Source organism: Paraneptunicella aestuarii (genome assembly GCF_019900845.1).
In the GTDB taxonomy this organism is placed as follows: domain Bacteria; phylum Pseudomonadota; class Gammaproteobacteria; order Enterobacterales; family Alteromonadaceae; genus Paraneptunicella; species Paraneptunicella aestuarii.
On the sequence record NZ_CP074570.1, the window covers coordinates 114,971 to 128,188 of the forward strand.

General features: G+C 42.7%; 13 protein-coding genes. 8 read left to right on the forward strand and 5 right to left on the reverse strand.

Annotation, left to right across the window (positions count from 1 at the left end; all coding sequences use genetic code 11):
* Positions 1–48 precede the first annotated feature (48 nt).
* The 3 genes from KIH87_RS00485 to fkpA form a co-directional block, all read right to left on the reverse strand.
* On the reverse strand, positions 49–2,397 hold the full coding sequence (locus KIH87_RS00485) for a Tex family protein (RefSeq protein ID WP_269751492.1): 2,349 nt from the start codon (positions 2,395–2,397) through the stop codon (positions 49–51).
* 196 nt (positions 2,398–2,593) lie between these two features.
* Complete coding sequence (gene greB / locus KIH87_RS00490; protein ID WP_232359588.1) at positions 2,594–3,067, reverse strand: transcription elongation factor GreB; 474 nt, start codon at positions 3,065–3,067, stop codon at positions 2,594–2,596.
* Positions 3,068–3,164: 97 nt separating this feature from the next.
* Positions 3,165–3,908, reverse strand: a complete 744-nt coding sequence (gene fkpA / locus KIH87_RS00495) for an FKBP-type peptidyl-prolyl cis-trans isomerase (protein WP_232359589.1) — start codon at positions 3,906–3,908, stop codon at positions 3,165–3,167.
* A gap of 193 nt (positions 3,909–4,101) precedes the next feature.
* On the opposite strand from fkpA, the gene KIH87_RS00500 reads away from it, so the two are divergent.
* The 4 genes from KIH87_RS00500 to KIH87_RS00515 all read left to right on the forward strand — a co-directional run bounded on the left by KIH87_RS00500 (position 4,102) and on the right by KIH87_RS00515 (position 8,351).
* Positions 4,102–5,073: a WD40 repeat domain-containing protein gene (locus tag KIH87_RS00500; RefSeq protein ID WP_408635775.1), complete on the forward strand. Its 972-nt coding sequence runs from the start codon at positions 4,102–4,104 to the stop codon at positions 5,071–5,073.
* A gap of 34 nt (positions 5,074–5,107) precedes the next feature.
* Positions 5,108–5,320 (forward strand): SlyX family protein, encoded by a 213-nt coding sequence (locus KIH87_RS00505; RefSeq protein WP_232359590.1) that lies wholly within the window; start codon positions 5,108–5,110, stop codon positions 5,318–5,320.
* A gap of 103 nt (positions 5,321–5,423) precedes the next feature.
* Entirely contained in the window at positions 5,424–6,350 is a 927-nt protein-coding gene (locus tag KIH87_RS00510; RefSeq protein ID WP_232359591.1) for a hypothetical protein, read from the forward strand.
* Positions 6,351–8,351 carry an alpha/beta hydrolase family protein gene (locus tag KIH87_RS00515; protein WP_232359592.1) on the forward strand — a complete coding sequence of 667 codons (2,001 nt, stop codon included), beginning with the start codon at positions 6,351–6,353 and terminating at the stop codon, positions 8,349–8,351.
* Positions 8,352–8,437: 86 nt separating this feature from the next.
* Here the strand turns inward: KIH87_RS00515 and KIH87_RS00520 are convergent, their stop codons facing one another.
* The gene (locus tag KIH87_RS00520) at positions 8,438–8,647 is read right to left on the reverse strand and encodes a YheV family putative zinc ribbon protein (protein ID WP_232361396.1); all 210 of its coding nucleotides are present in this window, start codon (positions 8,645–8,647) and stop codon (positions 8,438–8,440) included.
* 203 nt (positions 8,648–8,850) lie between these two features.
* Here KIH87_RS00520 and KIH87_RS00525 point away from each other — a divergent pair, with 203 nt between their 5' ends.
* The 4 genes from KIH87_RS00525 to KIH87_RS00540 are packed head-to-tail and all read left to right on the forward strand — an operon-like array spanning position 8,851 to position 12,568.
* Positions 8,851–10,773: an ATP-binding cassette domain-containing protein gene (locus KIH87_RS00525; RefSeq protein WP_232359593.1), complete on the forward strand. Its 1,923-nt coding sequence runs from the start codon at positions 8,851–8,853 to the stop codon at positions 10,771–10,773.
* Positions 10,766–11,311, forward strand: coding sequence for a TIGR02444 family protein (locus KIH87_RS00530; RefSeq protein ID WP_232359594.1), 546 nt, complete (start codon positions 10,766–10,768; stop codon positions 11,309–11,311). The genes KIH87_RS00525 and KIH87_RS00530 overlap by 8 nt, the downstream gene beginning before the upstream one ends.
* A 24-nt stretch (positions 11,312–11,335) precedes the next feature.
* Positions 11,336–12,319, forward strand: a complete 984-nt coding sequence (locus tag KIH87_RS00535) for a hydrolase (RefSeq protein ID WP_232359595.1) — start codon at positions 11,336–11,338, stop codon at positions 12,317–12,319.
* Positions 12,320–12,334: 15 nt separating this feature from the next.
* Positions 12,335–12,568, forward strand: a complete 234-nt coding sequence (locus KIH87_RS00540; protein ID WP_232359596.1) for a YheU family protein — start codon at positions 12,335–12,337, stop codon at positions 12,566–12,568.
* Between the two features lie 62 nt (positions 12,569–12,630).
* Here KIH87_RS00540 and KIH87_RS00545 read toward each other — a convergent pair whose 3' ends face one another.
* Positions 12,631–13,215 (reverse strand): YceI family protein, encoded by a 585-nt coding sequence (locus tag KIH87_RS00545; protein ID WP_232359597.1) that lies wholly within the window; start codon positions 13,213–13,215, stop codon positions 12,631–12,633.
* Positions 13,216–13,218: the final 3 nt, after the last annotated feature.

The window sequence follows — 13,218 nt, forward strand, 5'->3', positions numbered from 1 at the left end:
TCTTCTTTCCATAACTTAGTGTAAAAGGGCCTTCCTTGGCACTTCTTACTATTTCTTCAATTTGGCAAAGGCTTCCGCAAAGGCATTACCCATAGCCTGATTTGCTTGGGCGGTTTGAGGGCGTTTGCTTCCTTGTGGTTTTTGCTGTCCTTTATGTTCCGCTTTGTTCGAGTCTTTATTATTTCTGGCTTGAGCTTTTGGGTTCGCTTTACCGGGTTCTTCATCAAGTCTCATTGTGAAGGAAATGCGTTTACGAGCCACGTCCACTTCCATCACTTTTACCTTAACAATGTCACCGGCTTTAACAATTTCTCTAGGATCAGAAATGAACTTATCCGTCATACTCGAAATATGCACCAAGCCATCCTGATGCACACCGACATCGACAAAGGCGCCAAAATTAGCAACGTTGCTAACCACACCTTCCAATACCATGCCGGGCTTAAGATCCTTGATTTCTTCCACACCTTCCTGGAAGCGAGCGGTTTTGAATTCAGGACGTGGATCGCGTCCCGGTTTTAACAACTCGCTTAGAATGTCTTTCACTGTCGGTAGACCAAACTGGTCATCCACAAATTCTTGTGGATCCAGCTTTTTAATCGCGCTTTCATTTCCGATAAGTGCCTTTACGTCCAGCTCTAATTTAGCCAACATTTTTTTCACTAACGGGTAAGTTTCCGGGTGAACAGCTGAGCTATCGAGAGGGTTATCGCCCTGATCGGCATTAATGCGTAAGAAGCCTGCAGCTTGCTCGAAGGCTTTATTACCCAAGCGTGCCACTTCCAGCAATTGACGGCGATTCTTGAAAGCGCCGTGTTCATCACGATAGTTAACAATATTTTGAGCAAGGGTTTTGTTGAGTCCCGACACGTGGCTCAATAAAGCCGGTGAGGCCATGTTTAAATCGACGCCCACACCGTTTACACAATCTTCTACAACAGCATCCAGAGACTTACTTAACTGGCTTTGGCTTACATCATGCTGATATTGACCCACACCGATCGCTTTGGGCTCGATTTTCACCAGCTCTGCGAGAGGATCTTGTAAGCGACGGGCAATCGACACGGCTCCACGAAGAGACACATCCAGATCCGGGAATTCCGAGGCCGCCAATTCTGAGGCTGAATAAACAGAAGCTCCCGCTTCACTAACGACGATCTTGTTAACCTTGATATCCGGGTTGGCCTTGATTAATTCGGCGACCAGTTTGTCGGTTTCTCTTGAGCCAGTACCATTACCGATGCTGATAAGCTCTACTTTGTGCTGCTTACACAAAGCCGCCAATGTACGAATTGACTTGTCCCACTGGTTTTGTGGTGCATGTGGGAAAATAGTGCTGGTGGCCAAAAGTTTACCTGTTGCATCAACAATGGCGACTTTCACGCCAGTACGTAAACCAGGGTCGAGACCCATGGTGCATTTCGCACCAGCAGGAGCTGCCATGAGCAGATCTTTCAAATTGTCGGCAAATACCTTGATGGCTTCAGTATCTGCGCGCTCTCTGAGCTGATTAAATAGTTCGGTTTCCATGTACATGAGGATCTTGATTTTCCAAGTCCACTGCACAACAGAATGTAGCCATTTTTGACCCGCTGTCCCTTCGATCTGATTCAGACCTAAACCAACATGCTCCGCAATGATCGATTCACAATAAGAGCTACGGTCACTTTCTTCTCTTGCAGGATCGGCATCCAGATTAACCTGTAACACCCCTTCATTACGGCCTCTAAACATAGCAAGTGCTCGGTGTGAAGGTGCATTATTAAGTAGCTCGGAATGATCAAAATAATCTTTGTATTTGGCGCCTTCTTGCTCTTTGCCTGCTACAACTGTGCTTTTGATATGTGCCGTTTTTTGTAAGTAAGTACGTACTTTTTGTAGAAGCTCCGCATCTTCAGCGAACTTCTCCATCAGAATGTATTTAGCACCATCCAATGCCGCCTTAACATCAGCGATACCCTTGTCGGCGTTAATAAACTGCTCTGCTTCCTTTTCAGGATCAAGTTCTGGGTTTTGCCAAAGACTTAGCGCTAAAGGTTCCAAGCCTGCTTCTTTAGCAATTTCGCCCTTGGTGCGGCGTTTGGGACGATAGGGAAGATAGATTTCTTCCAGTTCGGTTTTGTTATCAACCTTCTCGATTTTGGCCTGTAATTCAGGAGTGAGTTTGTCTTGATCCTGAATCGACTTCAATACAGTGGCTTTACGCTCCAAAAGCTCTCTCAAATAACTCAGGCGGGTTTCAAGTGTTCTCAGTTGACCGTCATCCAGCCCTCTGGTGGCTTCTTTACGGTAACGAGCGATGAAAGGGACGGTTGCGCCTTCATCAAGTAGATTAATCGCAGCTTCGACTTGAATCGTTTGAACGCCAAGCTCTTTGGCAATTTGATTAACGACTATGTTTTGTGACATGCAATGCTTCCAGTGCGTAAAAATTAAGTAAGTGTAGACCAAACATGGGGTCTTCATATGTGGGGGATTTTATCTATTTTTAAAGCCTATGTGTTTAGAAATAAGTGATGAAATTCACAAAATGATGATCCTTTAGTCAGGCTGGAGGGAATTCTCAAACTCCCTGCTTGTTATTTCTCTGTCGCTACTTTTTGTAAGTGATTGAATTAACTATCCAGTATTTCTTTCCAGAAGGTGTGTTGACGATAACTTCGTCATCTACCTGTTTTTTAAGGCAAGCTCGCGACACAGGTGAATCTACAGATGTGTAGTCCTTTCTACCGTAGATTTCTTCCGGCCCAACTATGCGAAATTGAAGGGTTTCACCCTCATCGTTTTCAAGCTCAACCCAGGCACCAAAGTAGATCTTGCCCTCTTGTTGTGGGTGATAATCAACGATCTGAATGTCTTCTAACGTTTTACGTAAAAACCTGACTCGGCGGTCGATTTCTCTCAATCTTTTCTTATTATACTGGTAATCAGCGTTCTCACTGCGATCGCCCAAGCTAGCTGCCCAAGTTACCTTTTTGGTTGTTTCAGGTCGTTCTTTCCTCCATAGCTCATCGAGCTCTTTTTGGAGTTTGTCATAACCTTCACGAGTAATGAGTTTGGTTTTCATTGTTGCGGCGAGTATTTGGCTGTTGAAGTTTGCCTTTATATCAAAAATAAAAACCGGGCTGCAATGAGCCCGGCTTCTAAATTAAAAAGCGCTGAAATTATTCAGTACCTTTGCTTTCGATGCCCAATAATTCAACGTCGAAGATAAGTGTTGAGTTAGGGGAAATCTTACCAGCGTTACGTTGACCGTATGCCAATTCTGCAGGAATGTGGAAACGGAATTTAGAACCAACAGGCATTAACTGAACACCTTCAGTCCAACCAGAGATAACGCGGTTTAGAGGGAATACAGCCGGTTCACCGCGGTCAACCGATGAATCGAATACTTCACCATTGATTAACGTACCGTGATAGTGAACTTTTACTGTATCTTCTTCACTTGGTTTTTCGCCATCACCCATGGTGATAACTTCGTATTGCAAGCCTGAATCAGTCACAATAACGCCTTCACGCTTTTTGTTCTCTTCCAGATATGCCATACCTTCTTTCAGGTTATCTTCTGCTTTCGCTTCTTGCTTTTGTTGATTCTTTTCACGGAATGAAACTTGTAGCTTGTGCAACTGTTCCTGGACTTCTTGCTCTGTATATTGAGACTTGTCTTGCATTGCAGCTTTGATACCGTTCAAGATGATCGCGTCATCCAGAGTGATACCCAAGTCTTTGTGAGTGTCGATTTGCTGCTTAAGGAAAGTACCGATATTGGCACCTAATGCATAAGAATTCTTTTGATCTTCAGTTTCCATTTTAATTTGCTCGACTGCTAGTGGATCGGGTTTTTCTTGTTGGCATGCGGTTAAACCGAGCACGACAGATAGCGCCACTACCGTAAGTGATTTTTTCATGTATATCTCCGGGATGCACTTAATGTTTTTTAATTGTTCTAAACGTGTATGGGCTCTACTGCCCTACCAAACTATTAGCGAGGAAACTTGCTTTGAATCTTAGGCGATTCCCTCGAAAGAGTAGGGACGTTTCCAAACTAAGGGCTTATACTAACCCCACATAGAGAAAAATAAACCTCGAATTCAATAAATAATGAAACATTTGCTGCTGTTCATCTTGTGTTTAACCTTATCCGCATGTGATTTGGGTAATAAACCTGCGGTTATGTTCCAGCATGCTGATGATGGTTCGCTTGCTTCAGCAATATCCGACGATGCCAGCATTGGCATAGTTTCTAGCGTGAATAATGGCATCGTAGTGTGGGATCTGGAATATAACCAGAAAATCTACCAATGGAATCATCAAGGTGAGGAAGGTGGAAATAACATTATCGCCAATATTGATATCGCCCCGGATAAATCTCATGTCGTTACTGCCGATCGAGGAGCCTTTGCGATTTGGAGTCTGCAAACAGGAGAACCGATAGGCTTTTGGCGAATTGATGAATCCAGCATACGTGATTTGGCGGTATGCAATGATGGTCGAGCGATATTAATTGGTCGTGGTAACGGCAAGGTACTGTTTTTTGAGCATACAACAGGGCGCCGTCTTGAGTTTCTGGGTCATCAGGAAAAAATCAACAGTGTCGATTTATCTCCCAATGGTTACTACGCGCTAACCGGTGGCAATGATTATGTGGCCTATTTATGGGACACGCGCACCGGACAAGTTGTATACCGTTTCGATCATCCAAGCCGTGTGACCAAAGTTGTTTTGGACAGCCAGGGGCAATATGCCTTTACTGCCGATAGCCAAAAAGAAGCCATTATTTGGGATTTAACAACGGGTCAAGAGAAAAGCCGACTGAGTTATATCCAGAGGCAGAAAATCTTTAGCTTTGCTCGTTTCTCTGAAGATGGGAAGTGGTTGCTGACAGGTTCCCCCGACAGGCATCTAACCCTCTGGGATGTGGAAACCGGGGAGAAGAAACAAGATTGGCGTGTGCGTCCGGGTAGCAATTCCCTGACCAAAAGTGCAGTGGTATATTCCGCCAGTTTTTATGGTGAAAATCAGGTTATTTCAGAAAGCAGCAGCGGCTGGGCTGAAGTTTGGGACATTAACTAATCTGAAATATTGATAGAAAGAAGAGAGTTGTTTCGTGAGTGAGTTATCAAAACATATTGAAGAATTGCAAACCAAAATCGCGTTTCAGGAAGATGTGATTGAAAGCCTTAATGATGCTTTGGTCGAGCAACAACGGCAAATCCACGAGTTACAATTTCAAATGAAGCATGTGGTCGATAAAATGAAATCCATCTCTGCTTCTCCTGTCGCAAGTGAAAGTGAAGAGACACCGCCGCCGCATTACTAGTCTTTTAGTAAGTGTGCTATTATCCGATACGAATCTGTGGAACAATTAATAAACTGGATATTCCAGTAGGGTAAGTTTGTTTATATTTAATGGATTAATCTATATGTTTAAGAAGTTCACTCCCCTCATTCTGAAGACTCTTTTTCCTATCTTTCTATTCATTTTCAATAATCATGCGTTGGCTAATGATTGCGTCGCATTTGCAAATGAAACCGCTGATGATTTTCTAGAAGATATCAACGATGAGAGAGAGGATTTTGAAAAAGAACTCAATAAATTAAAGCAAAAATACTTCAAGCTTTCTGGTTCTAATTCAGAGGCTAATTTTGAGCTTATTGTGCAAAAGCAAAAAGAGCGTGTTGAATATCCTGTGTGGTCAAAGAATATTTTTGAGGATCTTCCCGCTATGGTTCGTCGAATTCACGAACACAAAAAAGATCGAATATTTTGCGATGAACACTACAGATTGGAGAAAGCGCTAGACCTCAGTAAGGAAAAATTAGAAGAACAATATGAAAGATTGGTGACTTTCATCGATACCCGGGTTGGATTGGAAGAACTGGATAAAGATCAAGGCTTGGTTGTTATTGCAGCTTACGCTTATGGTTATGCACAGAGGCTGCAAATTAAAAGTAAAAACTGGGGTGGAGATACTCTTGATATAGGGCCAATTACATCAGAGCAGTGGTTTGAAGTCGTAAAACTTTCTAAAGGTGAATATTACTGGGACAGAATTGAGCAGATAAAATCCGGGGATAAATATTATTGGGATTTGGAAGATCGTAACCTCTCGTTCAGTGTTCAGCCGGGCAAAATTAATTTGACCGGAGCGTTTGTATTTGAAGATGTTGAAGGACGCGGAACATTTGATATTTCTGATCGTGTTGCGATTATTTTGAAAATATTAGAAGACAATTATCCTTTGCTAATGGATAAGTACGATTTAGTCAACGGGTTGGTACCCAGCGATCCATTTCCAGCTTTTTTTAAAAACCAAAAAGCTAAGTATTCAAATTACAAGGAAGAGTAAATGTTGCAAAAATTAATGCTATGTATATTTGCTGCGCTATCGCTTTGTTCGGTAAATGCCTACGCAATTGAATCAGAAACGGTAACTTCAGAACAGACAGAAGAACCTATCAACGTCAAAGACTTCTTCCGCACCGCAGAGAAAAAACGTATTCGATTAAATCCCGTTGGGGATATTTACGCTTACCAGAAATACAATGAGATTATGGTGGGCAGTGCTAATGTTGCTGCTCAGTCAATCTACACTATAAAGGAAACACTCGGGATATCTTCCTTACAGTGGATAAGTAATCGAATATTGATGGTAAAAGTATTCAATCGAACGACTTATGCAGGGTCTACTAGTTTCCTTGAAATCTCATTAAAGAATGGCAATTTCAATGTTTCTCAGGATAGTGTGTTTGATAAATCCGGTTACGTTTTAGATCCCTTGGTAGATGAAGGAGAGTGGTTCTTATTTGCCGAGTATAAAAAGAACGACGAGGGTTGGATATATACCGATGTGTACAAGGTGTCCGCCTTTGATGAAAAGAGCAAATACTTACGTAGCAAACAGAGAATTAATTTAAATAGTAACAGTGGTGAAATTTACACATGGTTATCGGATAAAAATGGAAGTTTGGTTGCTGGCGTTAGTTTTGTTGATGATGTTCCGTCCGTATGGTTTAACACAGATGGAGGGAAGAGACTCTCTAAAATTTGGACAGCTAATGAAAAAATCAAGTTCTTCCCTTATGGTATGAGTGAATCCAGAGATAAGTTGTGGATTGTGACTGATTACAAAACAGATAAATTGGTTGCCAGGACTTTTGATCTAAAAAGTGGAGAATTTGGCGATATTTTATTTCAGGCTAAAAATGTAGATCTGGATTTCATCATGATGGATAGATCTGATGCAAATCCTCTGGCAGTCGCTTACATGAATAAGGGAAAGTTAGAGTATGCATTTATTGACGAAGCTGCGCAAAAAGCCTATGAAAAGTTACAGCCTCATTTTGAAGGAAAGCGATATTGGGTGACCAGTATGTCTGATGATTTAAAGCATCAGATCATATTTAGCAACACCGATACTCAAGCTTCTGAATATCATCTGTGTGACTCTGCTGGTAAGGCATGTCATTTTATTGGTTATGCAAATCCCCGTTTGCAAAATGTTACCCTATCACCAACTCATTCAGTAAAAACCACTACTCATGATGGTTTTGAGATAGAGTCTTTTCTGACAATGCCTGCCCGTTTTAATTTGGATTCCGTTCCTTTAATTGTTATGCCGCATGGTGGGCCTATTGGTGTTAACGATGACGCGCATTTTGATCCTGATACGCAGTGGTTGGCATATAATGGATATGCCGTATTACAGGTAAACTATCGTGGTTCTAGTGGTTATGGAAAAGCGTTCAAGCTAGAAGGTATGCAACAATGGGGAAGGGGAATAGAAGATGATATTGAAGCTTCCTTGGAGAATGTAATCAAAAGCCATCCTGAATTGGATAAAAATAGAGTGTGCTTATATGGGGGAAGTTACGGTGGTTATTCGGCTGTTATGGGCATAATTCGCTCACCTGAAAAATACCGTTGTGCAGCCTCATTCGCAGGTGTAATGGATCTCCCTTTAAACTTTAATAAAAGTTCTGTTCAAAACGATGAAGATCTGACTAAAAGGCTAAAAGAAATTGTTGGCGATCCTGAAACTCAGATGCAGGAATTGATGGATAATTCCCCGGTTTACCTGTTTGACAAAATCACACGTCCGCTATTTTTAGCTCATGGCACAAAGGACGGACGAGTTGATGTTGAACATAGTTGGCGATTGCGGCGTTTGTTGCAGTTGGCTGATATTCCTCATGAGTGGTTGATAATGGATGATATCGGACATGGTTTTGAGGATGTTGAAGAAGTTGAGCAGCTTTACGATCATTTAATGCCGTTCTTGAATAAACATCTTGATATGCAAGCTGGACAGCAAAAGAAGGAAACTGTTCAGACAGCTATAGAAAATTAAAACTGATGGTAGGTTGCCGAGCTCCAATAAAGACCAAGAGCTTGGTAACCTGAACACTCTGTTGTGTTTACGGCCAAAAGCGTAATTTATTCTGGCTTAAAAATCCCAATCACATTATCTGATGCGCCACTTTTGGTTTCGACCTCTTCGTCAACCTGTGAGCGTTCATAATCACAGGCAACACAACGTAATTTCTCTACATTGTTCTCAATGTAAAGCATAAGGGTGTCTTGAGCCTTGCATTGCGGGCAAGTGGCGCCAGCGATAAAGCGCTTTTTACGTAACTTTTGAGTCATGGAATACGATATTTGAACAATTGAACTGCAAAATGGATGCACATCATAACCCAGTTCATCGTATTCCTCCAAAATGCTGCATATTACCGACCATAAACCTGCCTACCATAAAATCTCACACACCCTTTGGCGCTTGGCTCTGAACAAGGTAGAATCCCCGCCAGTTTTATTCCGCTAGCAATGAATTTGAGTAATACAGGCTAATGATCAGAATTGACCAGATTACATTAATGCGTGGCACCAAGGTGCTGCTAGAAGACACTTCTGCTGATATCCAGCCTGGGCAGAAAATGGGCATAATTGGACGTAATGGATGCGGCAAATCGAGCTTATTCGCTTTGCTTCAGAACAATGCCCATGTTGAGTCTGGCGAACTGTTTGTGACCAAAACCTGGGAAGTGGTTGCTGTGCAGCAGGAAACGCCAGCGGTTGCTATGCCAGCCTTGCAATATGTCATCGAAGGGGATGTTCAGGTTACTCGAGTGCAAAACGAGTTAGCTAGAGCAGAAGCCGAGAACCGTGGCGATGACATTGCTCATTGGCACGACCAACTTGCGATTGCGGGTGGTTATGACATTGAATCACGCGCCTCGGTTATTTTACAAGGCTTGGGATTTAAGCAGGCGGAATTGCAGAACTCAGTCGATTCATTCTCTGGTGGATGGCGTATGCGCTTGAATCTAGCTCGTGCGTTGATTTGTCGGTCAGATTTATTGTTGCTCGACGAACCCACTAACCACCTGGATTTAGATGCTGTTATTTGGCTTGAAAAGTGGCTGAAACAATACCCTGGTACATTAATGTTGATCTCGCACGACAGGGATTTTCTGGACAATACGGTCTCGCATATTCTGAGCTTTGAACAACAAAAGCTTCAGACCTATACTGGAAACTATTCCAGCTTCGAGAAGCAAAAAGCTGCCCGCCTGAGGCTGCAACAGCAACAATATGAAAAACAGCAGGCGAAGGTTGCTCATTTACAGAGCTTTATTAATCGCTTTAAAGCCAAAGCGTCGAAAGCTAAACAGGCACAAAGCCGGGTTAAACAGCTTTCTCGGTTGGAAGATATTCTTCCTGTCCAGCAAGAAAATCCATTCTCATTTGAATTCTTTGAACCTGAAAAAGAGCCTAACCCACTAATTAAATTAGAGAAAGTTCAAATTGGATATGGCGACAAGGTCATTTTGCGCGATATTCACCTGAATCTGGTTCCTGGTAGTCGTATTGGCTTGTTGGGGCATAATGGTGCTGGTAAATCTACCTTGGTGAAGTTGCTCGCGTCAGAATTATCGCCCATTGCTGGCGATTATCAGGTTAGCCAAGGCGTAAACATTGGCTATTTTGCTCAGCATCAAGCTGAAAAGTTGAATTTCGACGAGTCGCCTTTATGGCATATCCAAAGGCTCGACAAGCAAGCAACAGAGCAACAATTGCGTGATTATCTCGGTGGTTTTTGTTTTCGAGGTGATGACGCATTAGCGCCAGTTGGGCCAATGTCGGGCGGTGAAAAAGCCCGTCTTGTTTTAGCGTTGATTATTTATCGTAAACCGAATTTGTTATTGCTAGACGAACCGACCAACCATTTAGATTTGGAAATGCGTCAGGCGCTGACGTTTGCGCTTCAAACTTATACCGGCGCAGTGTTGCTGGTATCGCACGATCGTTATTTGCTGAACTCTGTTTGTGATGATTTCTATTTGGTTGATGGCGGTACGGTTGATGTGTTCAAAGGTGATTTGGGTGACTACCAGCAATGGGTCATGCAGTCTGTAAAATTGCAGGCAGCAGAAGCGACACAGGCTACAGCTCAAGATAAGCCCGAGAAGATAAATCGTAAGGATGAAAAGCGATTACAGGCGGAATTCCGGCAAAAAACCAAAGGGTTACGTGATCAGGTTAGCCGCTCTGAAAAAGCCATGAATTCATTTTCTGAAAAGCTACAGAGCATTGAGGAAAAGCTGTCGGATACCGCGTTATATTCCGAGGACAAAAAAGACCAACTGATCGCATTGCTGGCAGAGCAAACGGATCTTAAACAGCAATTAGAAGAGGCCGAAGCCAGCTGGTTTGAAGCTCAGGATGAACTTGAGCAAGCGCAACAGGAGTTTGACCGAGAGTATGGCTGAAACCAGTAACATTAAGCAGATTGCTGAACAGTTTTGGCAGTATTCATGGCAGTTTTATGCTGCCACATATCAGGGTAAGCCAGTCGCTTCGGTGTGTTTACGTTTGCAAGATGATTTCGACGCAAACATCAACGCGCTTTTGTTGTGTTGTTTTATGCAAACGAAGAGTTATGAGTTATCGCAACAAGCGTTGGTTCAGTTGTTGCAGGTTATCGAAGAGAGTGACGCTGAAATTCGTTCTCTACGAGAGAAGCGCAGAAAAGCAAAACTTTATATTGAAGATGAAGCGAGTAAAGCGGCTTATCAGGCACTGAAAAAAGAAGAACTGCAAAAGGAGAAGGAGCAACAGCAAATCTTGGTTGCTGCTATGTTGGACATCGATTCACAATGTATGAAGGAGCTTATGGATCAGGCTAGGTTTAACAACCTTTCTCAGTATGAGTTATTGCTTTCTCGTGGAAACAACCCCCATAATCAAGAGTTGAAACGCCATATTAACTGGTTGTATGAAGCCAGTTTGTCCTTCAATTCCTTATAAATTGGTGAGTGTGAATTACTAAATATGTCAAGGAACAACCATTCTTTTACACCACCTTGGTGGGCTAAAAATCGTCATATACAAACCATTTGGCCGAGATTTTTCCAGCGTCGCGAGGCGCTCAATGTTATACCGCAACGTTTGGAACTGCCTGATGGCGATTTTCTTGATTTATCCTGGTCAGAAAGACCTTCTGGCTGCAAAGGGCTGGTTGCCATGTTCCATGGACTCGAAGGCTCGATTCGTTCTCATTATGCCAATGACATGATCGCCAAGTTATTTAAGGATGGCTGGTGGGTAGTGTTAATGCATTTCAGAGGATGTAGTGGCGAGCCGAACCGGCTGCCTCGTTCTTACCATTCTGGTGAAACCAGTGATGCATTGTATTTTCTGGAGTATTTGAAACAGAAATCTTTGGATGTGCCTAAAATGGTGGCGATGGGCTTTTCCCTTGGCGGCAATATGCTGTTGAAATTGCTTGGCGAAAATCCCCATCAGTCGTTAGTTTCTGCGGGAGTTGCTGTTTCTCCACCAATGCGCCTGGATGAATGTAGCCAAAGTATCAGTAAAGGCTTTTCACGTATCTATCAATCTTATTTGCTCAAGAGTATGCGTGAGAATTTAATGCAAAAGATGCAGCGTGTGGATTTCGCTAATATGCTTAAGATCCCTGCTGACCTTGTTCCTAAAATTGGTAGTTTTAGAGAGTTTGATGAAAAGGTGACTGCGCCTCTACATGGTTTCGCCAGCGCAGATGATTATTATCAACGTTGTAGTTCAATGCAGTACCTACGAAATATTCAAACCCCCACATTGATTGTGCATTCCAAAGACGACCCCTTCATGAACGAAGCCGTAGTGCCTAAGCCTGAGCAATTATCGTCAACCGTTGAACTGGATGTGACTGAAAAAGGTGGGCATGTTGGTTTTATGCAAGGAACTCCCTGGAATCCTAAAATATGGCTGCATTCAAGGGTGTTGGATTACTTGAATAATTTGAAGAAGTAAGCGATTACAAACCTGATGATCATTCCTATTGAAGAGCTTGAAGCTGAAACCCTTGCTGCAATTGCCGAGTCTTTTGTTCTAAGAGAAGGCACTGATTACGGGGAAGAAGAAGTGTCTTTGTCTGCAAAAGTAGAGCAAGTCCTGGTTCAGTTGCGATCCGGTGAGGCAGTTTTGCTATACAGTGAGCTGCATGAAACGGTGGATATTGTGCCGAAAGATCAGGTTAAATTCTATTTGCAGGGCAATTAGTATTACGGTCAATTCATGCTCCCTACGTACTTTAGGAAGCATGAATCTTAATTTAAGAACAATTATTTCTTAAACACCAAATTAGCCGTTACAGGAACGGTTTTGGTTATCCCGCTTAAGCCTGCTATTTCTTGTAAAGCTATAACGCCAGCTTCCAGATCAAAGTCTTTTGCGTGAATAAGAATAGGGGTGATTACCGAGGCTGTCACTTTGTTGTTGCCATCGAAGGTCAGCAATAGCTTCACTTCTATTGCCTGTTTTTTACCGTGTAGTACCAGGGTGGCTTGTTGAGTAGTAATTAGTTGCTTTGATGAACCGTCTTTTGTGAGCTCTGCCAGCACTTCGCTCACGTCGGATGATAGAACTGCTTTTTGAAATTCCGCGACTTCAAACAGCATGTTTTGCATTCTTTCATTGCGGATGCCAATACCTGTTTCAACAGAGGCCAGGTCGATATTAACCATCAGTTTGCCGCTGTCGGAAATGGCTCCTGTTAGCTTTTTAAAGTGATGAGTTTCTGCAATGTGCTCTTTCTTCACGGAAACAAAATCTACTGAAGAAAGCTCAGGCTCCAACTTCCAGCCTGCCCATGACGGTAAAGTCGCTAACGTTAGTGTTAAAGCTAAAACGGAACGTATATTTTTCATAAT